General features: G+C 65.6%; 20 protein-coding genes and 1 pseudogene. 17 read left to right on the top strand and 4 right to left on the bottom strand.

The genetic code is table 11. The features are described from left to right. Positions 1-18 precede the first annotated feature (18 nt). The 9 genes from HWX53_RS14180 to HWX53_RS14140 all read left to right on the top strand — a co-directional run bounded on the left by HWX53_RS14180 (position 19) and on the right by HWX53_RS14140 (position 8430). On the top strand, positions 19-300 hold the full coding sequence (locus HWX53_RS14180; RefSeq protein WP_175941801.1) for a DUF3303 family protein: 282 nt from the start codon (positions 19-21) through the stop codon (positions 298-300). 45 nt (positions 301-345) lie between these two features. Further along, a complete protein-coding gene (locus HWX53_RS14175; RefSeq protein ID WP_175941799.1) occupies positions 346-1182 on the top strand; it encodes a 3-keto-5-aminohexanoate cleavage protein in 837 nt (278 codons plus the stop codon). A 148-nt stretch (positions 1183-1330) separates the two neighbouring features. After that, positions 1331-2023: a FadR/GntR family transcriptional regulator gene (locus HWX53_RS14170; protein ID WP_175941797.1), complete on the top strand. Its 693-nt coding sequence runs from the start codon at positions 1331-1333 to the stop codon at positions 2021-2023. 134 nt (positions 2024-2157) lie between these two features. Beyond that, positions 2158-3093 carry a dihydrodipicolinate synthase family protein gene (locus HWX53_RS14165; RefSeq protein WP_175941795.1) on the top strand — a complete coding sequence of 312 codons (936 nt, stop codon included), beginning with the start codon at positions 2158-2160 and terminating at the stop codon, positions 3091-3093. Positions 3094-3426: 333 nt separating this feature from the next. Further along, positions 3427-4599 carry an extracellular solute-binding protein gene (locus tag HWX53_RS14160; RefSeq protein WP_175941793.1) on the top strand — a complete coding sequence of 391 codons (1173 nt, stop codon included), beginning with the start codon at positions 3427-3429 and terminating at the stop codon, positions 4597-4599. 75 nt (positions 4600-4674) lie between these two features. Continuing rightward, positions 4675-5751 carry an ABC transporter ATP-binding protein gene (locus HWX53_RS14155; RefSeq protein WP_175941791.1) on the top strand — a complete coding sequence of 359 codons (1077 nt, stop codon included), beginning with the start codon at positions 4675-4677 and terminating at the stop codon, positions 5749-5751. After that, positions 5748-6611, top strand: a complete 864-nt coding sequence (locus tag HWX53_RS14150) for a sugar ABC transporter permease (protein WP_175941789.1) — start codon at positions 5748-5750, stop codon at positions 6609-6611. Before HWX53_RS14155 ends, HWX53_RS14150 begins: the two co-directional genes overlap by 4 nt. After that, the gene (locus tag HWX53_RS14145; protein WP_175941787.1) at positions 6611-7519 is read left to right on the top strand and encodes an ABC transporter permease; all 909 of its coding nucleotides are present in this window, start codon (positions 6611-6613) and stop codon (positions 7517-7519) included. Before HWX53_RS14150 ends, HWX53_RS14145 begins: the two co-directional genes overlap by 1 nt. Beyond that, positions 7516-8430, top strand: coding sequence for an aldose epimerase (locus tag HWX53_RS14140; RefSeq protein ID WP_175941785.1), 915 nt, complete (start codon positions 7516-7518; stop codon positions 8428-8430). Before HWX53_RS14145 ends, HWX53_RS14140 begins: the two co-directional genes overlap by 4 nt. Positions 8431-8443: 13 nt before the next feature. On the opposite strand, the gene HWX53_RS14135 is transcribed toward HWX53_RS14140, so the two are convergent. Then, positions 8444-8896 carry a histidine kinase gene (locus tag HWX53_RS14135; protein ID WP_175941783.1) on the bottom strand — a complete coding sequence of 151 codons (453 nt, stop codon included), beginning with the start codon at positions 8894-8896 and terminating at the stop codon, positions 8444-8446. 178 nt (positions 8897-9074) lie between these two features. Here HWX53_RS14135 and HWX53_RS14130 point away from each other — a divergent pair, with 178 nt between their 5' ends. Further along, positions 9075-9770, top strand: a complete 696-nt coding sequence (locus tag HWX53_RS14130; RefSeq protein ID WP_175941781.1) for a response regulator transcription factor — start codon at positions 9075-9077, stop codon at positions 9768-9770. A 136-nt stretch (positions 9771-9906) separates the two neighbouring features. Continuing rightward, positions 9907-10449 (top strand): hypothetical protein, encoded by a 543-nt coding sequence (locus HWX53_RS14125; RefSeq protein ID WP_175941779.1) that lies wholly within the window; start codon positions 9907-9909, stop codon positions 10447-10449. Positions 10450-10463: 14 nt separating this feature from the next. Here the strand turns inward: HWX53_RS14125 and HWX53_RS14120 are convergent, their stop codons facing one another. Further along, positions 10464-10790, bottom strand: a complete 327-nt coding sequence (locus HWX53_RS14120) for a hypothetical protein (RefSeq protein ID WP_244140112.1) — start codon at positions 10788-10790, stop codon at positions 10464-10466. Between the two features lie 319 nt (positions 10791-11109). Here HWX53_RS14120 and mprF point away from each other — a divergent pair, with 319 nt between their 5' ends. The 3 genes and pseudogenes from mprF to HWX53_RS27675 all read left to right on the top strand — a co-directional run bounded on the left by mprF (position 11110) and on the right by HWX53_RS27675 (position 15359). Then, positions 11110-13707, top strand: coding sequence for a bifunctional lysylphosphatidylglycerol flippase/synthetase MprF (gene mprF / locus HWX53_RS14115; protein WP_175941775.1), 2598 nt, complete (start codon positions 11110-11112; stop codon positions 13705-13707). Then, on the top strand, positions 13704-14993 hold the full coding sequence (locus HWX53_RS14110) for a virulence factor family protein (RefSeq protein WP_175941773.1): 1290 nt from the start codon (positions 13704-13706) through the stop codon (positions 14991-14993). The genes mprF and HWX53_RS14110 overlap by 4 nt, the downstream gene beginning before the upstream one ends. Before the next feature lie 63 nt (positions 14994-15056). Continuing rightward, a pseudogene (locus tag HWX53_RS27675) lies at positions 15057-15359 on the top strand (VOC family protein). Positions 15360-15399: 40 nt separating this feature from the next. On the opposite strand, the gene HWX53_RS14105 reads toward HWX53_RS27675, so the two are convergent. Together HWX53_RS14105 and HWX53_RS14100 are read right to left on the bottom strand one after the other, a co-directional pair. Beyond that, positions 15400-15909, bottom strand: a complete 510-nt coding sequence (locus HWX53_RS14105) for a DUF1993 domain-containing protein (RefSeq protein ID WP_175942444.1) — start codon at positions 15907-15909, stop codon at positions 15400-15402. A gap of 97 nt (positions 15910-16006) precedes the next feature. After that, entirely contained in the window at positions 16007-16210 is a 204-nt protein-coding gene (locus HWX53_RS14100; protein WP_244140111.1) for an oxidoreductase-like domain-containing protein, read from the bottom strand. A 252-nt stretch (positions 16211-16462) separates the two neighbouring features. Between HWX53_RS14100 and HWX53_RS14095 the strand changes: the two genes are divergently transcribed. The 3 genes from HWX53_RS14095 (at position 16463) to HWX53_RS14085 (ending at position 21709) form a co-directional block, all read left to right on the top strand. Then, positions 16463-18898, top strand: a complete 2436-nt coding sequence (locus HWX53_RS14095; protein WP_175941771.1) for a penicillin acylase family protein — start codon at positions 16463-16465, stop codon at positions 18896-18898. A 71-nt stretch (positions 18899-18969) separates the two neighbouring features. Next, on the top strand, positions 18970-20439 hold the full coding sequence (locus tag HWX53_RS14090; RefSeq protein ID WP_175941769.1) for a M20 family metallopeptidase: 1470 nt from the start codon (positions 18970-18972) through the stop codon (positions 20437-20439). Positions 20440-20605: 166 nt separating this feature from the next. Next, a complete protein-coding gene (locus HWX53_RS14085; protein ID WP_175941767.1) occupies positions 20606-21709 on the top strand; it encodes a malate/lactate/ureidoglycolate dehydrogenase in 1104 nt (367 codons plus the stop codon). Positions 21710-21730: the final 21 nt, after the last annotated feature.

Below are 21730 nucleotides of genomic sequence, written 5' to 3'. Positions count from 1 at the left end.
CAGAAGGAGGGCCTAGCCATGTTGTTCATCGTCAGTTGGACCGCGCTGCCCGAAGTCCGCGAGCGGGCAGCGGAGCGGTTTCTTCAGAACGCCGGCGCGCCGCCGGAGGGTGTCCGATTGCTCGGGCGCTGGCACGGCATCGGGTCGATACGCGGCTTCGGCGTGGCGGAGAGCGACGACATCGAGCCGGTCGCGCGATGGGCGTACGAATGGTCCGATCTGTTCACGCTCGACATCATGCCGGCGCAGACGGACGAACAGCTCGGCAAGCTGCTTGCCGACGCGGCCGGGCGGCGTTAGACGTTTTCGCGGCGAAATCGGGGCTACCCCGGACAGGAGACAAGCGTGACGCAAGCCACTACCAACGAACCGTGCATCATTTCCGTCGCCATTACGGGGTCGGTGCCGCGCAAGAAGGACAACCCGGCGGTCCCCATCACGATTGCCGAGCAGATCGAAAGCACCCACGAGGCGTACGAAGCCGGCGCGACGCTCGTGCACCTGCATGTGCGCGACGAAGAAGAGCGGTCGAGTTCGGACCGGCATCGCTTCGAAGAACTACAGGACGGCATCCGCAAGCATTGCCCGGACATCATCATTCAGTTCTCGACGGGCGGCCGCGGACGATCGTTCGAGCAGCGCGGCGCGATGCTGGACCTGAAGCCGGACATGGCGTCGCTTGCCACCGGTTCCGTGAACTTTCCGACGATCGTGTATGAGAATCCGCCCGACTTCGTGCGCTCGCTGGCGCAACTCATGCTCGATCACAACGTGAAGCCGGAGATCGAAGTCTTCGATCTGGCGATGCTGTACAGCACGGTCGATCTGGTGAATCAAGGCTTGCTCAAGAGGCCGGTCCACGTCCAGTTCGTGCTGGGCGTGAAAAACGCACTGCCCGCGCGGCGCGAGATTCTCGAATTCGAAGTCGAGCAACTGAAGAAGCATTTGCCCGACGCAACGTGGGTCGCGGCGGGCATCGGGCGGCATCAGCTCGAAGTGAATCATTGGACGCTACAGATGGGCGGCCACTGCCGGACTGGTCTCGAAGACAACGTCCGCTGGGACAAAGACACGCTCGCGAAAAGCAACGCGCAACTGGTGAGCCGCGTGGCGTCGTTGTGCGCGGAGTACGGGCGTCCGGTGGCGAGCGCAAAGGAGGCGCGCCGGCTGCTTTCGCTCTAACGGTTCGCGCTGAGACGGCTTGAAGATACGGCGGGCGCCCGCGAGCGTCGGGTGCCTCGCCGGACTCAATGCCAACGACGCGGAAGCCAATTGCCGGAAAATCTGCCTTACAATCGTCGTGTACCCTGACAAGCTGTCCAGCGTGAACATGAACGAGCGTAAGTCGCCCGGCCTGGCCGACCGCATCTACAGCGACATTCTCAACAGCATCATCGAAGGCGAGTTCAAGGAAGGCGACCGGCTCATGACCGAGCACGCGCTCGCGGACCGCTTCGCGACTTCGCGGCCGACCGTGCGCGAAGCGCTGGCGCGTCTGCGCGCGGACGGCATCATCGTGACGCGGCGCGGCTCGGGCACGACCGTCGGCCGCCGCCCCGATCCGGACGTGCGGCGCTTCGCCCCGCTCGAAACGCTCTCCGACATTCGCCGCTGCTACGAATTTCGCATCGTCACCGAGGCGGGCGCGGCGGAACTCGCGGCGCAGAAAGCCGATGACGACGATCTTCACGCCATCGAGCAAGCGTGGATTCGACTTGAACGCGTGGTCGAAGCGCAGCAGGGCATCGGCGCGAGCGATGACTTCGCGTTTCATCTCGCAGTGGCCCGCGCATCGAAGAACCAGTTCTTCATCAGCGCGATATCGTTCATCGAAGAGCAGGTTGTGTTCAGCATGAATCTCTCGCGCAATCTGTCGCTTGTGAAGACGCTCGAACGCCAACGGCTCGTGCAGCGAGAACACCTCGATATCCTCGAAGCCATTCGCGCACGCGACTCCGTTCGCGCCGGTCAGGCGATGAAGTCCCATCTTGCTGGCGCCCTGGAGCGCATGTTCGGCAACTAGATGTCATACGACTCTCGTCGGCGCATGCGGGGAAACGCTGATTAATGCTTTGATCCGTGAAGTTGTTTGACAACTTGATACCGCCTTTGCTAGCTTCCACGCACGGTCAGCCCATGCCAAGCGAGGCGTCATTCATGAAAGTCGAACCGATCACCGTCAGTGAGTTCTCCCAAAGCGTCATGGCCGTGCCGCCCCTTGCGCGGCGGGGCGACTATTCGCTCGACGAGGCTCAGAACCGCGCGCTGGTGGCCCATATCGAAGCCGGCGGCGTGCGAACATTGCTGTATGGCGGCAACGCCAACCTCTATCACGTCGCAGTCAGCGAATACCGTGAGCTTCTCGAGATGCTGGCGCGAATCACCGGGCCGCAAACGCGCGTGATCCCAGCGATAGGCCCCGACTACGGCAAGATGCTCGATCAGGCGCGCATGCTCGCGCAGACCGACTACCGCACCGCGATGGTCCTGCCGCTCGCGGGTTTCACGACGCCGCAGGGCGTCGCGACCGGCCTCAGGCGACTGACGGATATCGCCGGCATGCCGTTCACGCTTTACATCAAGAGCGAGGACTACATCGATGTCGATACCCTCGCGGCGCTCGTCGCCGATGGCACGCTGCTTGCCGTCAAATATGCGATCGTGCGTGCCGACCCGTCCGACGATCCGTTCCTGCGGCGGCTGCTCGACAGCGTGCCGGCGTCGCAAGTGATATCCGGTATGGGCGAGCGGCCCGCGCTGGTCCACACGCGCGACTTCGGCCTCGCCGCCTGGACGACCGGCTCGGGTTGCATCGCTCCGCACGCCGTGATGGCGCTGCTGCGGGCCGCGAAGTCCGGCAAAGTGGACGAAGCGCAGCGTCTCTACGACCGCTTTCTTCCGCTCGAAACACTGCGGGACGACATCTCGCTGATACGCGTGCTGCACGACGCGGTCACGCGTTCGGGCATCGCGGACATGGGTCCGATCCTGCCGCTCCTGTCGGCCACGCCTGAACATGCGCTGCCCGCCGTCGAGCGGGAGGCGCGGGCGCTGCTGGCATTCGACCGCACGCTCGCAGGAAACGCCGGGTAAAAGAAGTAAAACAAGCGGGGTAACGGCGCGCTCCGGGTATATCCCGACAGCCGGCCGCAACGCCGCGCCACCACGCATAAAACTGCCTTTCTACGCTGCAAGGAAACAGGGAAAGCCGCCGCCGATTTGCTTGACATACGATGATTCGGTTGGCTATTTTTCAGCTTCGTGAGCTAATAACGACGCGAGGGCGCCGACCGACAGACCAAGAGACAGCGCACCGAGCACGATCAGAACGAAGCACGAACAGGCCGGCGATCGAATTCATCGACAGAATCGACAAGCGACCGGACCTCGTCCCAATAGCGGTTGCGAGAGAAGTGAGGAGACAACATGGCTTTCAAGGCAGGACTGTCAGTGAAACTGGCGGCGCTCTTCGTCGCCGTCAGCGCGGCGTTCGCGTCAAGCGCGGCGCAGGCGGCGGACCCGGTGGCGATCAACATCGTGGACGTCGCGGGCAATCTTCAACTGACGCAGAAGGGCTTCGAAGCGTTCAAGGCGAAGTACCCGGACCTCGTGTCCAGCATCACGTTCACCAACGCGCCCGCGCCGCAACTGCCGGGCAAGATCAAGGCGATGCAGGCGGCAGGCCGCTCGGACATCGACCTCGTGGTGACCGGCACCGATGCGCTTGCCGCCGGCATCCAGCAAGGCCTGTGGGAAAAGCTGCTGCCCGAGCACGCCGCCGTCTTTCCCGGCGTGCTGGACAAGTACGCGCCCGGTCCGCGCAAGATGCAGGACATCGCGCAGGGCTACGGCCTCGAAGTGACGTACATGCCCGCCGGCCCGCTGCTCGAATACAACCCGGCCAAGGTCAGCGATCCGCCGAAGACGCCTGATCAATTGCTCGCGTGGTGCAAGGCACATCCGAACAAGCTGATCTACGCGCGCCCGGCCAATTCCGGTCCGGGGCGCACGTTCCTGATGGGCTTGCCGTACGTGCTCGGCGACAAGAATCCGATGGACCCGGTCAACGGCTGGGACAAGACCTGGGCGTTCCTCAAGCAGCTGAACGACTGCATTCCCTACTACCCGGGCGGCACGTCGGCCGTGATGAAGGAACTGGGCGAAGGCACGCGTGACATGACCGTCACGGTGACCGGATGGGACATCAATCCGCGCGCACTCGGCATCGTGCCTGCCGAATTCAAGGTACAGGCGTTCGACAACATGACGTGGGTGAACGACGCTCACTACATGGTCATTCCGAAGGGCGTGCCGAAAGAAAAGCTCGACGTGCTCTACAAGCTGATGAACTTCATGCTGGAACCGGCGCAACAGGCGTTGACGTACGACGACGGCTATTTCTATCCCGGCCCGGCAGTCAAGGACGTGCCGCTTTCCGCCGCGCCCGCGAAGAGCCAGGAAGTGATTCAGAAGTTCGGCCGCCCTGAGTACGCGAAGCTGCTGGCTGACAGGCCGCACGTCGTGCCGCTGAATGCGCAGGCCATGGTCGCCGCGTTCCAGAAGTGGGACCGCGAAATCGGCGCGCAGAAGACGAAGTAAGCACATCGCACTCGCAGGGCTTTGGGCGGCGGCGCTCCTTCGGGGGCGTCGCCGCTCGCGCAACGGGAAATCGCCATGAAGCACACTTTTGAGCAGTTGCGCCTCGACTCGGTCTCGCGCAGCTTCACCAACGCGCAGGGACATCAGCTCGCCGCGTTGAAGGGCCTCGATCTCAACATCCAGCGCGGCGAGTTCATCGCGCTGCTCGGGCCGTCCGGCTGCGGCAAGTCGACCGCGCTGAACTGCATCGCCGGATTGCAGCCGCTGACGGGCGGCGGCATCTGGCTCGACGACAAGCGTATCGACGTCCTGCCGCCCGAGAAGCGCGGCTTCGGCATGGTGTTTCAGAACTACGCGCTCTTTCCGCACATGTCGGTGCTCGATAACGTCGGCTTCGGACTGAAGATGCGCGGCGTGTCGAAAGCGGAAGCGGTCAAGCGCGCGAAAGCGGCGCTGCAACTCGTGCAGCTCACGGGCCACGACGCGAAGCTCCCCGGCCAGCTCTCGGGCGGCCAGCAGCAGCGCGTGGCGATTGCGCGCGCGATCGTCATCGAGCCGCCGCTCGTGTTGATGGACGAGCCGCTCTCGAATCTCGACACCAAGCTGCGCATCGAGATGCGCGCCGAAATCCGCCGCATTCACGGCAAGCTGGAGCGCGCGACCATCTACGTGACGCACGATCAGGACGAAGCGCTCTCGATGGCGGATCGCATCGTCGTGATGAAGGAGGGCGTCGTGCAGCAAGTCGCGCCGCCGAAAGAAGTCTATTCGCGGCCGAAGAACCTGCATGTCGCGCGTTTCATGGGCTTTCGCAATGTCGCGCCGTTCACGCTCGAAGGCACGCAGGGCGACACGGTTGCCGTGAGCGCGAACGGCGTGCGTCTCTTCGGCACGCCGATGGAAGGCTTCGACAGCAAGAACGTGAGCGTCGCGCTGCGTCCGGAAGACATGGAACGCGCCGCGCCCGGCGACCAGAACGCGTTCGACGCGCACGTCGAGACCGTCGAATACGGCGGCCGCGATTCGCTCATCCGAGTGAACACGGCGTTCGGCAAGCTGTGGGCGCGCATTGCGGGCGAATGCGCGGAAGGCGAGCGCATCGTGCTGCGCGTGTCGCCGGCGAAGGCGCTCGTGTACGGAGAAGAAAAATGATCGCGCTGCCCGCGCAGCGCGACCCGAAGGGCTGGCTCGTCGCGCCGGCGCTCGTTTTCATCATCGCGCTCTTCATCTATCCGTTCGCGTACGGACTCATGCTGTCGTTCAAACCGATGAACGGCGGGGGCGCCTGGGCGAACTACGTGTCGTTCTTCACCGATACGTCGATGTGGCCGACGATCATCGTCACGCTGAAGCTCGCCGTGCCCGCGACGATCATCAACGTGGGCATCTCGGTGCCGGTCGCGTTCGCGTTGCGGCGCTCGTCGCCGTATCAGAAGTTCGTGACCACGCTGCTCGTCATTCCGGTGACGCTCGGCACCGTGCTGATCGCCGACGGCATGCTCACGTACTTCAGCCCGAACGGCTGGTTCCCGCAGGCGGTTCAGGCGCTTCATCTTTATGGCGACGAAGTGCGGCTCACGCATAACTACTGGGGCGTGCTCATCTCGCTGATCGTGTCGGGCTTTCCGTTCGCGTTCCTGCTGACGCTTTCGTACGTGACGGGCATCGACCCGACGCTCGCGCGCGCCGCCGCCACGCTCGGCGCGAGTCCGTGGCAGCAGTTCCGCCAGATCTATCTGCCGCTGTTGCTGCCCGGTCTCACGATGACCGCGTGTCTTTCGTTCGTGCAGGCGTTTTCGGTGTTTCCGTCGGCGGTGCTGCTCGGCGCGCCCGCAGGTCCGACGCGCGTGATCTCGATTGCCGCGTCCGAAGCTGCGTTCGAAAGCTACGACTATTCGCTCGCATCGACGATCGCGATCGTGATGGGCTTCGTGCAATTGCTGGTCGTGGGCGGCATGCTCGGCGCGCGCCGCTTCTTCTACACCGGCCCGGTGAGCGGAGGGAAGGGATAATGGCAACCGACAACCGCGCGGCGCCCGCCTGGCAGGCCCCCGCGCCGACTCAACGCTCCGGCAAGAACATGAAACAGCAAGCGAGCCTGCGCGACAGGGTGTGGAAGGCGTTCGTCTGGGTCACGATGGGCTTCTTCCTGCTCAACGTGCTGCTTCTCATCGCGACGGTCGCGGTGAATTCCGTCGCGACGCGCTGGTTCGGCACGCTGCTGCCGCAGGGTTTCACGCTGCACTGGTACGCGCAGGCGTGGAGCGACTTCCAGTTGTCGAGCGTGCTGCTCGTGACGCTCGAAGTGGTGGGCGCGGTGGTGCTGCTGTCCATCGTGCTCGGCGTGCCCGCAGCGTATGCGCTCGCGCGCGTGCAGTTTCCCGGCAAGCGCTTCGCGATGCTCGTGTTCCTGCTGCCGCTGATGGTCCCGCCCGTGACTTACGGCATCCCGATGGCGACGGTCATGTACAAGTTCCATCTCGCGGGCACGCTGACCGGCGTGATTCTCGCGAATCTGGTGCCTGCGCTGCCGTTCGTGATTCTGGTGATGACGCCGTTCATCGAGCAGATCGATCCGAATCTGGAATCCGCCGCGCGCATTTTCGGCGCGAACACCGTGCGCTATTTCCGCTATGTGCTGTTGCCGCTGCTCGTGCCGGGCATGCTCGCGGCGGGGCTGCTGGTGCTGGTGCGGACCATCGGCATGTTCGAGCTGACCTTCTTCACCGCCGGGCCGACGACCCAGACGCTCGTCGTCGCGCTGTACTACGCGGTGTTTTCGACGGGCGTGCGCGCGCCGCAATCCATCGACGCAATGGCGATGATCTACATGGCCATCACGCTCGTCTGGGTGTTGATCGCGCTGCAATTCGTGAGTCCGACGCAGCTGGTCTCGCGCGTGAAGGAACAACGGCAATGACGTCTACGCAGCCGACGCGACGAGTCGTCGAGTTACACGCCGAGCCGCGCCTTCGCGTGGCGAACGGCCCGCATGTGATCGAGGTGGCGCCGTCCGCAGGCGGGCGCATCACGCGCTTCACGACGCACGACGAAGCCGGCGCGCACGACTGGCTCGTGCCGATCACCGCGTCGAGTTGGCCGTGCGACGCGTGGCCGAAGGGCGGCAGCTATCCGCTCGTGCCGTTCTCGAACCGCGTGCGGGATGCGCAGTTTCCCGCGCCCGGCGGCGAACGCGTGACGCTTGCGACGTTCCCTGGCATGGCGCACGCGCTGCATGGCTTCGGCCAGTACGCGGCATGGCGCGTCGAGCGTCACGATGCCGACTGCATCGAACTGCACTACGCGCATCGCGAGGGCGAGCATGGCTGGCCGTGGGCGTTCGACGCGATCCAGACGATTCAAGCGGCCGCCGACGGCGCACATTTGTCGATGCGCGTCGTCAACCGCTCGCCGCGTCCGATGCCGGCGGGCTTCGGTTTTCATCCGTACTTCGCGGCGCTCGAAGCGGAACTGGATGCCGCGACGCTCTGGCGTCATGAAGCCGAGATCGCGCTGGGACCATCGGACGAGCATCCGCCGCGCCGTCATGTAAGAGAGTCGGACGGCTATACGCGGTATCTGAGCGGCTGGGACGGCCGCGCGACGCTTTCCTATGCCGATGGCCGCGCGCTCGCGCTCGAAGCGGACGGCGCGCTGGAACATGCGGTCGTGCATTGCCCGGCAGGCGGCAGGTATCTGTGCGTCGAGCCGGTCTCGCATGTGAGCGACGGCTTCAATCTCGACGCGCAAGGTATCGGCGGAACGGGCGTCGTCGTTATCGCGCCGGGAAGCGAAGTGTCCGCGTCGCTCGCCATGAGACCGGGGCGCTGAACCGGCCCGCCGCTCACCGCGCGAGCGGCGCGGTAAAGAACGCATCGACCAGATCGACGATGCGCCATGTCGAGCACGGACGCCTGCAATGCGCGTCGAAACCCGCGTCCTTCAGCTTCTGCACCGGATCGGCAGGCCACACGTTGCTCATCGCGACGAGCAAACGCCCCGTCACGTCGGCGTCCATGCGCAGCGTGCGAATGAAGACATAGCCGGGATCGCTGTCCAGGGCCGTATCGAGCACGAGCGCCTGCGGCTGCCAGCTATGCAGCAGCGCGCGCACCGACGCCAGATCCTGCGCGTGGATGACCTGCAAGCCTTTCAGCCGAAGCTGCACCGCGAGCGACTCCGCGATGGACTTGTCCTTGTGCGCGATCAGCACGCGCCGCGCGGAGTCGCCCGGGCGCGCGCGCTTGATGCGCCACAGGGCGAATTCGCTTTCGTTGTCGAATGATCGAGGTGGCATCGCGTTCTCCTCTTCGTGACGGATGCGTCGAGTGTCGGCCGGCCGCGCGCCGCCCGACACCCGGCGGCGGCGGGGAACGGCGAAGATTCTGGGAGACTGCCGAACGTATCCCTTCGAATGGAGGGGTTCGATCCATGACGGGCGCGCGTAATATCGGAAGCGTTCTCGGGGACTCGCAATGGAAAACGGCTATTTCAAAACAGTATTGCTGGTAGAGGACGAAGGGCTCACGCGCAGCGCGATGAAAACGCTGATCCTCGCGAACGAGCCCTTGCTCGAGATCGACGAAGCCGATGGATTCGAGCAGGCGAAAGCGAAGCTCTCGGCGAATTCGTACGATCTCATGTTTCTCGACTATCACTTGCGCGGCCAGGCCACCGGCATGGACCTGCTCAACTGGATACGCGAGGAGGAGCGCGAGGTTCAGACCATCATGCTGTCCGCTCAGGACGACCGCGATACCGTGCTGGAGTGCATCCGAAACGGCGCGTGCGGTTTCATCTCGAAGGGCAGCGAGCAGGGCGCAAGCGTGTTTCGCGAAGCCTTGAAGACCATTCTCAACGGGCGCGTCTATCTGCCGAACACCGTGCTTGGCAAGGGCGGCCACAGCCCGAAGCCCGTATCGACGCATGCGGGCGTCACCATCGAATCGCTCGATCTTCCGCCGCGCCTGACCGAAACGCTGCGCTATCTGCTGCAAGGGCTGTCGAACAAGGCTATCGCGCGCAAGATGAACATCAGCGAGAACACGGCCAAGGAATATTCGAGCGACCTGCTCGCGCGCTTTCATGTCACGCGGCGAACCTTCCTGATCGTCGAAATGGCGCGGCGAGGCATCGAAATGCCGATGGGCAACACGTCGTCGGCGTCCTGAGCCGTTCTTCCCGGCTCGGCGCCGTCGCGCGCGCACCGCGTCCCCTTTTCTCAAAACTCCGAGGATTCGCACCGGAATGGTAAGGTAGAGCCCGGTTTATTTTGAGATGGGAAACGCGCAGGTGAAGAGCAGGTCGATGACTCACGGAACGAAAGGCGTCAGCGCGGCATTCGCGCTGGCAACGGCGGTCGCGCTCGCTGCATGCGCGCCGCTTCCCGATCAGCAGAAAAGCGCCGATGCGGCCGCGGCTGCATCGGCGGCGCAAGCCGCGCAAGCGGCCTCGGCAGCCGCAGCGGCGAAGGCCGCCGCGCAGCCTTCGGGGCCGACGGAACAGCGCATCGTGGTCGGCGGGGCGAACGGGTATCGCGTGACCGTCAAGACGACGCCGCCGGCGCAGGTCTGCGACAACGCCGCCTTCGCGGACGGCGTGCGCTACGGCTATGCGCTGACATGGAACCGGCTCGTCGGCGAGGCCGTGCGTGAGAACGGCGGCAAGGCGCTCAAGACCAAACTCGGCAAGTTCGACCCGTCCGCGATCCACTCGCAAGACGATCAGTACAAGATCCAGTGGGATGGCAAGGAGCGCACCAACGCGTGCGCGTCGGACGGATACCTGATCGGGCGGATCGTCGGCACGCACCTCGCCGGCGTCGACATGCGCAACGGCAAGCCGTCGTAAGTACGCCGCGTGCTTCAGTCGCAGGCGTGCGCCGCCGTGACGTAGCGGCTGCCCGCCGCGCTGTCGCCGTAGATCGTGTAGCCGGTGCCGTACGCCGCCGGCTGCGCGACGACCAATATCGCCGATGAACCGCCCTGTCCTGGAACCGATACCGCCAGCGAATCGGGGCCGAGGCCATATTCCCGCACGCGCGGCGCCATGGGCGTCCACCGCGCCTTCACGCACTTCGTGAAATCCAACGTCGCGAGCGTCGACGCGCCCGAGCCGATCGGCACGGTTTTCAGCAGCGCGTCGTCGGTGCTGACGCACCCGTTGAGCGCCAGCGCGAAACAGACTGCCAACGTGCTTGTGACACTTTTTCTCATATTTCCGATGCCTTTGGTGGTGTTATCCGCTTAGTCTTCTCGCCGATGATGCGCGGCGCGCTCGTATTGAAGCAGCCTTCGCTCCCGACGCTTTCCCGAATATCGGTCAAGTTGGGTCAACCGTAGCCGTTATACAGGCGTTTCTTACGCGCAAACCGTTTTGTATGGCGAGCCGCAGGCGAATACCGACGCGGCGCGCCCACTGTGCATCATGCGCCGCCCCCGATAACAACGATTTGCGCCGCAGCCGGCAGTGTCATCGCCGGATCGCGGCGCGAGCAAGTTCAGAAAACGCATGTCTCGCAGAAAGTCGTTCACCTCGCTTCGCGCCATTCGCACGTTCGGACGCTCTTGCTTCGCGCGTCTCGATCTCCAACGGTTCGCCGCGCCCGCGCTCACTGTTCTCGTGTGCGCGCTGCTCCTCGTCGTGTTCCAGCATCTGTCGCATACGGTCGATTACAAGTCGGTCGTGCGCTCGCTGCGGACGCTCTCGCTGCAAGCGTGGGGCGCGGCGCTGTTCGCCACCGCGCTGAGTTTCGCCGCGCTCGTCGGCCGCGATGCCGTCGGCTTGCGGCACATCGGCGTCGCGGTGCCGCGTTCCCTGCTGTGGGTCGGCGCGACGGTCGGCTCGGCGCTCGGCAACGTCACGGGCTTCGGCGCGCTGACGGGCGGGGCGGTGCGCTGCCGCGTCTACGGCGCGGCGGAAGTGACGCCCGCGCAGGTCGGCCGGCTGTCGATCTTCACGGGCGTGACGCTCGCGCTTTCGCTCGCGTTCATGGCGGCGCTCGGCATGCTGTGCTCGGCGGGCACGGTGGCGAGCATGCTGCATCTCTCGCCCGCGATACTGCGCGTGCTCGGCGCGGCGCTGCTCGCGGTGTTCGTCGCGATGCTCGTCTTCTGCGGCAGCGAGCAGCGCACGCTGCGTTCGCGCTGGACGTGGCTCGCGTTCACGGTGCCGACGCGCCGCGACTTCATCGCGCAGACGGCGCTCGCCGTCGTCGACGTGCTCGGCGCGGGACTCGCGCTCTGGGCGATGCTGCCGGGCGCGCACGTCGGCTTCGGCGAATTCATGACGGTGTTCTCGACGGCGATGCTGCTCGGGATGATCGGCCATACGCCGGGCGGTGTCGGCGTGTTCGAAGCGGCGATGGTCTTCGCGCTCGGCCGCAACGTCGCGACGCCGGACGTGCTCGCCGCGCTCCTCGCTTATCGCGCGATTTATTTCGGTCTGCCGCTGATTCTCTCGGCGGCCGTGATGGCCGCGTTCGAAGGCCGCGCGCTCAAAGGCCGCTTCTCGTTCCTGCATCCGCGCCGCGTGTCGTCGCTCGCGCCGTTGTTCCTCGCGATCGTCGCGTTCGCGGCCGGGTCGATGCTCGTCATCTCCGGCGCGACGCCCGCATTCAAAATGCGCATCGCGCTCTTGCAGACGGTGATTCCGCTGTGGGTGCTGGAAAGCTCGCAACTGCTCGGCAGCGTGATGGGCGTCATGCTGCTTTTCGTCGCGCGCGGCCTCATGCGCCGGCTCGACGCCGCGTGGTGGGTCGCGCTGATTCTCGCGGTCGCGAACTTCGCGCTGTCGCTGGCGAAGGGGCTCGCATTCATCGAGGCGGGCGTTCTCGCGTTCCTCATCGCGCTGCTCGTTTTGACGCGCGAGCGCTTCAATCGCCGGGCGTCGCTGTTCGCCGAGCGATTCACGGCCACGTGGCTCGTTTCCGTCGGCATGGTGATGGCGGTTGCGGTTTGGATCATGTTCTTCGCCTTCCGCGACGTACCGTACAACACGGACCTCTGGTGGCAATTCGCGTTCGACGAGCGCGCGCCGCGTGCGCTGCGCGCGACGCTCGCAGCCGGCGTGTTCGCGTGCGCGTTCGCCGTCTGGCAGTTGCTGCGCCCGGCGGCGGGCCGCTTCGAGATGCCCGCGCCGCAGGATCTCGCTGATGCCGCGCGCATCTTCCGGGCGCAGGAGCGCAGCGACGCCGGCCTCGCGATGATGGGCGACAAGAGCTTTCTGTTCTCCGAGTCGCGCGAGGCGTTTCTCATGTACGCGAAGCACGGCCGCACGTGGGCCGCGCTGCACGATCCGGTCGGCCCGCGCAGCGAGTGGGCAGGGCTGATCCGCCGTTTCGTGGAACTCGCGCATTCGCACAACGGCCGCGCCGCGTTCTATCAGGTGCGCGCCGACGCGCTGCCGCTGTATCTCGACGCCGGTCTCACGCTGATGAAGCTCGGCGAGGAAGCACACGTCGCATTGTCCGAGTTCGATCTAAAAGGCTCGCACCGCGCGCATTTGCGCTATGCGTTGAAGCGCGGCGAACGCGACGGGTTCGATACGGAACTGATCGGCCCGGACCGCATCGCGGAAAGCATGCCGATGTTGCGCGAGATTTCCGACGACTGGCTCGACAGCCGCTCGGCGCGTGAGAAAAGCTTCTCGGTGGCGGCGTTCAACGAGGAATATCTCGCCGCGCAGTCGGTGCTGCTCGTGCGTCAGCAGGGCGTGCCGGTGGCGTTCGTCACCTTCATGACGACGGACCTCAACACCGAAGCGACCGTCGGCGTGATGCGTCACGTGGCGGAAGCCTCGTCGTATGCGATGGAATACCTCTTCACCAAGCTCGCGCTGCATCTGAAGGAGGCGGGGTTCAAATCGCTGTCGCTCGGCATCGCGCCGTTGTCCGGCATGGAGCCGACGCCGCTCGCATCGCACTGGCATCGGCTGGCGGGGCTCGTATGGCGCTTCGGCGGACGCTTCTACAACTTCCGCGGCCTGCGCGGATTCAAGAGCAAGTTCCAGCCGCACTGGGAGCCGCGTTATCTCGCGGCGTCCGGTTCGGTCAGCGTGTTTCTCACTTTGGCGGACCTCTCGTTGCTGGCGGGAGGCTGGCGTTCATGAACAAGTTTGGCAAGAAACTTGCGGCGCTCGCGGCGGCCGCCGTCTTCGGCGTGTCCCTGATCGGCGCGGCGCACGCGAACACCATTTCGGGCGGCCGCTACGGGCAGGTCACGGTGACGAAACCGGCGGGCGCGATGACGGGCTTCGTCGTGCTGTTGTCGGACAAGAGCGGCTGGAGCGAGTCGGACCAGCAAGCCGCCGATGCGCTCGCGGCCAAGGGCGCGATGGTCGTCGGCGTCGATACGCCGCGCTACGCCGCGCGCCTCGCCGCCGAGAAGAAGGAGACGTGCCACAACCTCGTCGGCGATGCGGAGGATATGAGCCACCAGCTCGAACGCACGGTAGAGACGAGCCGCTATTTCTCGCCGATCTTTGCCGGTGCGGGCCAGGGCGCGACGGTCGCGGAACACGCGCTCGGCCAGGCGCCGGACAACACGGTGGCGGGCGCGGTGTCGCTCGCGCCGGAAGCCACGCTCGACGCGCGCTTCAAGCCGTGTCCGCCTGACCCGACCATCATCCACATGAAAGGCTTGCCGGGCTTCATGGAGCGCGCCGCGTGGCAACCCGGCCGCACGAAGGCCGACGCGCTCGTGGCAATGACCGCGCCGCATCTGACCAAACCGGAGGCGCCTGCTGCGAACGATGTGTCCGATCTGCCGCTCATCGAATTGCGCGCGTCGCAGCCGACTGATTTGCTCGCGATCGTCATTTCGGGCGACGGCGGCTGGCGCGACCTTGACAAGACGATGGCGCTCGCGCTTCAGCGCGACGGCGTGTCGGTGATCGGCATCGATTCGCTGCGCTATTTCTGGAGCGAGAAGTCCCCGCAGCGCACCGCAGCGGATATCGCCCGCGTGGTGCGCACCTACAGCGCGCGTTGGCATACGAGCCACGTGGCGCTCGTCGGCTATTCGTTCGGCGCGGACGTGATGCCGTTCGCGTACAACCGTCTGCCCGACGACGTGCGGCGCCAGGTCTCGTATATCTCGCTGATGGGCTTCGCGCCTGAGGCCGATTTCCAGATTCGCGTGACCGGCTGGCTCGGCATGAAGGCGAGCGACAAGGCGCTCAAGGTCAAACCGGAGCTCGCGCAACTGCCGCCCGCGATGGTCCAGTGCATCTACGGCGAAAAGGAAGACGACACGCTGTGTCCCACGCTGACGAAGACGGGCATCGACGTGGTGAAGCTGCCGGGCGATCATCACTTCGGCGGCGACTACGACGCGCTCGCGCGGCGGATTCTGGCCGGCTGGCGCAAGCAGATCGCGGCGAAGCAAGCGGCGTGAAGCAAAGGCGATGATGGCCGGTTTCGACGGAGCCGGCCATGTCTCAACGATCACCGCGACCATTTGGCTCTCACTTGCGTCGACGTGGAAGCCACGAAACGCTTCTGCGTCGACGGTTTGAAATGCAACTCGAAACCTTCGGCTCAGGTCGCATGGCCTTTCGTTTTGGCAATCAAAGATTCATCTGCATGTGTGCGGCGCCGAATTGGAGGCAAAGGCACTTTTGCCCGTATCGGGCGCGCTCGACCTGTGTTGAATCGCCGCGGTGCCGCTGGATCCGGTGATCGAGCGGCTTTCGCGCATTAACGTGCCATAAAGGGACCGGTCGAGCGCACGGGCGCGACGCAGATGCTGCGCTCGGTCTAAGTGCGCGATCCCGAGCACAACCCGATTGAACTCCCCGATCTCACTTCAGCGGCCCCAAATAATCCCGCTTGCCGATCGGCGCGCCGAGGTGGCGCAAGATGTCGTGAGTCGTCGCGACATGAAAATAGAAGTTCGGCAATCCGAAGCCGAATAGATAATCGACACCCGAAAACGACGGCGAAAAGTCCGGAAACTTGAGCGTGACGGTGCGCGTCTCGCTGCCTTCCATCGTCGCTTCCTGAATGCTCTTCAAGTAAGCGATCGTCTTCGCGATGCGTTCCTGCAACGCCGCGAAGCTGTCCTCGTTGTCCTCGAACTTCGGCGCATCGACGCCGGAAAGACGCTGCGCCGAGAGCTTCGCGGTATCGCTCGCGCGCTGGATCTGCGCGGAAAGCGGCAGCATGTCGGGCGCGAGCCGCGCGGCGATGACATCGGCGTGGGCGAGGCCTTTTCCGTCGGCGAAGGCGGCGCCTTTCTCCAATAGCGACGAGCAGACTTCCAGCCCGCGGATGAACACCGGAATCGACGCGCGATACATCGAGAGGGACATGGTCTTGCGCTCCTTGACGTGGTGCGGACCGTTGCGGTCCGGGTAGTAATGGGCGACAAGCATAGCGCCCGCCGCGGCGCTGCGCACGAACCGCCGGCTACGGCCGCGCGTGCCGCGCCTCCCAGTCTCGCAATTGCGCCTGATAGCGTTCGAGCGCCTCCTGATAGATGTCGAATACGCAGGGATTGCAGCCACTCTGGCAGCAATCGCCCGGGGCGGGGCGCTCGGGCGGCGTGGGGCGCGGGTCGTCTGGAGGAGCGTCGGGATTGTGATTGTTCATCGCGCTTGGATGCCGGTTCATCGGACGCGACTGGCGGCTGCGTTCGCAGGCCGCCACGTTTTGGCGGGCCGAGAATTGAGCTTGGACCGCCTGTTCATCCGACGCAAGCGCAAGCCGTGCGCGCGCAAACACGGCCGACTGAGCGGCTCCCAACGGCAAACTCAACGGCTAACTTTTGGCGGGTTCATCATTCGCTCAATGCGATACTGCCGCGAACGTCGCGAACGCAGTTGCGGCATCCGACCCACTCGACTGGACCGAAGGACTCCCTCGATGAATCAGACCATCAGGCTTGCGATCTTCAGCGCGATCTTGAGCGCGGTGCTCGCCGGCTGCGCGTCGTCGCCGGACGCGTCCGACCGGGCGCGCGCCGCGCCGGGCAAGGACACGCCGTACAGCGCCGAAATCCGCCGCACGCAGTCCGGCATTGCGCACGTCCGCGCCGCCGACTGGGGCAGCCTCGGTTTCGGCTACGGATATGCGCAGGCGCAAGACACGCTCTGCACGCTCGCCGATGGCTTCGTGACCTATCGCGGCGAGCGGTCGGCGTACTTCGGCGCGGACGCCCGCCTGCCGAGCGGATCAACGTTCGGCCAGCCGCGCAATCTGGACGCCGATTTCTTCTTCCGCTTAGTCGACGATCAAGCCGCCGTCGACCGTTATCGCGCCGCGCAGCCACCGGAATTGCGCGATCTCGTCGACGGCTTCGCATCTGGCTACAACCATTATGTGGCGGATCTCAAAGCCGGCCAGTTCCCCGGCGCGCACGCCGCTTGCCGCAGCCAGCCGTGGGTCGAGGACATCGAGCCGGACGACATCTACCGTCGCGTGATCGCGGCGAATCTGGCGGGCGGATCGGCGCGTTTCGTGCAGGCCATCGCGGCGGCGCACCCGCCGAAGCCGGGCGCGCAGCCGCCGGCCGCGTCGCTGGACATTAGAGAGCGGCGCGACGCCGTCGGCGACATGCCCGGCCTCGGCAGCAACGCGCTGGCGTTCGGCGCGCCGATCACGCGGGAGAAGCGCAGCATCCTGTTCGGCAATCCGCACTGGTCCTGGCAAGGCCCGGACCGCTTCTATCAGGCGCAATTAACGATTCCCGGCCGCCTGAACGTGGCGGGCGTGTCGTTTCTCGGCATGCCGCTCGTCGTGCTCGGCTTCAACGAAAACATCGCGTGGACGCATACTGTTTCGACCGGCCGCCGCTTCGGCCTCTTCGAAATGACGCTCGATCCCGCCGATCCGACGCATTATCTCTTCGACGGCGCGAGCCAGCCGATGACGCCCGTGCCGCTCACGGTGCGCGTGCGCCGCGCGGACGGCTCGCTCGAATCGGTGTCGCGCACGCTGTATCGCACGCGCTTCGGTCCGGTCGTCGATCTGTCGGCCATGAACGCGGGCCTCGGCTGGAACGCGCAGCGCGCGTACGCATTCGCCGACGTCAACGCGGACAACGTGCGCAGTTTCGAGAACTTCTTCGCATGGGACCAGGCTCGCTCGCTCGACGATTTCATCGCGATACAGAAGCGGTACAAAGCGATACCGTGGGCCAACACGTTCGCCATCGGCCGGGGAGACCCGCGCGCGTGGTTCGCGGATATCGGCCCGATTCCCGGCGTGCCCGATGCGCTCGCCGACGCCTGCACGACGCCGACGGGCCGCGCGCTGGCGAGCCGGATGCCCGGCGTGCCTGTCCTCGACGGCTCGAAAACCGCCTGCATGTGGCGCAGCGATCCCTCTAACACGACGCCGGGCGCGCAGCCGGGCACATTGCCGGTTACTCAATTACCCAGCATGCTTCGCGGCGATTACGTCGGCAATTTCAACGATAGTTACTGGCTCACGAACGCGAACGTCCCGCTCACCGGCTACGCGCGCGTGCTCGGCGCGACGCGCTACGAGCAGTCCATGCGCACCCGCTACGGGCATCTGCTCGCGGCGCGGCTGCAGCGCGACCCCGGCGGCGTGACGCGGGCCGCGGTCGAGCAGGCCGTGCTGGAGACGCACTCGCTGTCCGAGCAGTTGTATCGTCAGCCGGTGCTCGACGCCGTCTGCACGCCCGGCGACGCGATGAGCGCGCTCAACGACGCCTGCGACGTGCTGCGCAACTGGAACGGCACGGCCGATATCGACGCCCGCGGCGCGAATCTGTGGGACGAGTTCTGGCGGCGCGTCACGAAGCTTGCGCCCGAGACGCTGGCCGCGACGCGCTTCGATCCGGCGCGCCCGATCGCGACGCCGAGCGGCCTGAAGACGGACAGCCCGGAGGTGGTGCAGGAGTTGCGGCAGGCGCTCGGCGGCGCGGCGCTCTCGCTGCGGCTCAACGGTTTCGCGCTGGATTCGCGGCGTGGCGACCTGCTCTACACGACGCGCAATGGCGCGAACGTGCCGCTCTACGGCGGCTGCGACGACGCCGGCTACTTCACGGTCGTCTGCGCGGGGCGTCCGCTCGATCCGAAGGGCTATTCGATGGACGCGAACGGCCACGGCGACAGCTACATGCAGGTCGTCACGTTCACGGCCGACGGCGCGGCCGGCGTCGAGGCGGACACCATGCTCGCGCCGTCGGAATCGGACGATCCCGCTTCGCCTCGCTCGGGCGACGCCACGCGTCTGTTCGCAGCGAAGCACTGGCAGCGGTTCCCGTTCACCGACGAAGCCATCGAAGCCGATCCGGCGCTCACGCGAATCGTCATCAACGGCGCGCGCTGAGATCGCGAGACGCTTCGCGAGCCGGAAGTTTCCCGTCTATGATGGAGGTTTGCCCGCATGGAATCTCTGTCATGACTACTGGCGACAGCACACCGCAAGAAGAAGCAGTCCGGCTCGACGCGTCCGCGCTGCAGGCATTCGTCGACCGCAAATGGAACGACGAGATCGTTCCGGCGCTCACCGATTACATCGCCGTTCCCGCCAAAAGCCCGATGTTCGACGTCGACTGGGCGCGCCACGGCTTCATCGAACGCGTGGTCATGGACGCCGTCGACTGGGTGAAGGCGCAGCCGGTCAAAGGCTTGAAAGTCGAAATCGTGCGGCTGACCGGGCGCACGCCGGTGATCTTCTTCGAAGCCCCGGCCACGCGCTCGGGCAGCACCGAAACGGTCGTGCTGTACGGCCATCTGGACAAGCAGCCGGAATTCGAAGGCTGGCGCAGCGATCTGGGTCCGTGGACCCCGAAGCTGGAGGACGGCAAGCTCTACGGGCGCGGCGGCGCGGACGACGGCTACGCGACCTACGCCAGCATCACGGCGCTCGCGGCGCTGGACGCGCAGGGCGTCGAGCGGCCGCGCTGCGTCGGCATCATCGAGACGTGCGAGGAGTCGGGCAGCTACGACTTGCTGCCGTACATCGACGCGCTGCGCGACCGGCTCGGCGACGTCGGACTCGTGATCTGTCTCGATTCGGGCGCAGGCAACTACGATCAGCTCTGGCTGACCACGTCGCTGCGCGGGCTCGTCGCGGGCGACCTCGAAGTGCAAGTGCTCGAGGAAGGCTTGCATTCGGGCGGCTACGGCGGCATCGCGCCGTCGACGTTTCGCATCATGCGGCAGCTGTTCGAGCGCCTAGAGGACGCCGCCACCGGCAACCTGCTGCCGAAAGACTTCCACTGCGCGATTCCGGCGCAACGCCTGCGCGAAGCGGAAGCCACGGCGCAGATTCTCGGCGACGACGTCTGGAAGAAGCTGCCTTGGAGCTGCGGCCAGGATGGCGGCAGCGTGCTTCCGACCACCACCGATCCGAAGGAAGCGCTGCTGAATTCGACGTGGCGGCCGTCGCTGACCGTGACGGGCGCAGCCGGCCTGCCGCCCCTCGCGGACGCCGGCAACGTGCTTGCGCCGCGCACTGCGTTCAAGCTGTCGCTGCGCCTGCCGCCGCTCGTCGAGGCGACGGAGGCAGTCGCGCAGCTGAAGTCCTTGCTCGAATTGGATCCGCCGTACAACGCGAAAGTCACGTTCAAGCCGGAAGCGGGCGCGGCCACAGGCTGGAGCGCGCCGGAACTCGCGCCGTGGCTTGCGTCGTCGCTGAACGACGCGTCGCGCCGGCATTTCGGCGCCGATGTCGCCTATATCGGGCAGGGCGGCACGATTCCCCTGATGAATACGCTGAAGGAAGGCTTCCCGCGCTCGCAGTTCATGGTGTGCGGCGTGCTCGGCCCGAAATCGAATGCGCACGGACCGAACGAATTCCTGCACGTTCCGTATGCCCGCAAGCTGACGGCGGCCGTGGCGGAAGTGATCGCGGCTGCGCCCTGAGCTTTTTTTCCACGGTTGTCGGACTGACGCCCGCGCTTGCGGGCGTTTTCTTTGGTTTGGCTGAAAATGAAACTGGTCAGGCCAGTTGATCGTCTGTAAAGTAGAAGGCCCCGCGTCGCACGTAGAGACGACGCGTCAGCAATCGACTTTGGAGACGAGAGTCGCAATGAACGAAACGAGCCAAACCGCAGTAAAAGAACAGCGCATCGCCGCCGACACCTTGCATGCCTACGTCCGCGCCATCTGGGAGCACGCCGGCAGCGCGGCGCGCGAGGCGGAACTCGTAGCCGATCACCTCGTGATGGCCAATCTGTCGGGCCACGATTCGCACGGCGTCGGCATGATTCCGCGCTACACGTCGTCGCTCGCCGACGGCCAATTGCAGCTGAACACGCACGCGGAAATCGTCCGCGACGCCGGCGCGGTGCTGACCATCGATGGCCGCAAGGGCTTCGGGCAGGTCGTCGCGTACGAGGCGATGGAGCACGGCATCGAGCGCGCGAAGAAGTTCGGCGTGTGCGCGGTGGGGCTGCGCAACGCGCACCACATCGGGCGCATCGGCCACTGGGCGGAGCAATGCGCGAAGGCGGGCTTCGTGTCGTTCCACTTCGTGAACGTAGCGGGCGATCCGCTCGTCGCGCCGTTCGGCGGCATCGACCGTCGCTTCGGCACGAATCCGTTCTGCGCCGGGTATCCGCGCGACGGCAAAAACCCGCTCGTGCTCGATTTCGCGACGGCGGGCATCGCTTACGGCAAGACGCGCGTCGCGTATAACAAGGGCGTGAAGGTCGCGCCGGGCATGCTGCTCGACCACGAAGGGCGCCCGACCGTGGAGCCGAAAGTCATGCACGAGGAGCCGTTCGGCGCGCTGACGGCGTTCGGCCTGCACAAGGGTTCGGGACTGGCCGCGCTGTGCGAGATTTTCGGCGGCGCGCTGTCGGGCGGCTACACGACGCACGAGAGCACGCTGGAGAAGTCGAGCGCCATTTACAACTGCATGACGTCGGTCATTCTCGATCCGAACGCGTTCGACGCGCCCGCCGCGCAGGCCGAAGCGGAAGCATTCCTCGAATGGATGAAGGCGTCGCCGCGCGCCGAGGGCGTCGATGCGATCTACGCGCCGGGCGAGCCGGAAGAAGCGCGTCGCGCGGAACGCAGCGCGAACGGCGTGCCCATCGATCCGACCACGTGGAAGCAGATTCGCGAATCGGCGCAAAAATCCGGCATGACGGAAGCCGAAATCGCGCAGTACGCGGACGCATTGAAGTAAGCGCAAGACGCTGGGCGGCCG

It is taken from the genome of Caballeronia sp. BCC1704, assembly GCF_902833455.1.
GTDB lineage: Bacteria > Pseudomonadota > Gammaproteobacteria > Burkholderiales > Burkholderiaceae > Caballeronia.
This window is presented reverse-complemented; position numbering and strand designations above follow the sequence as displayed.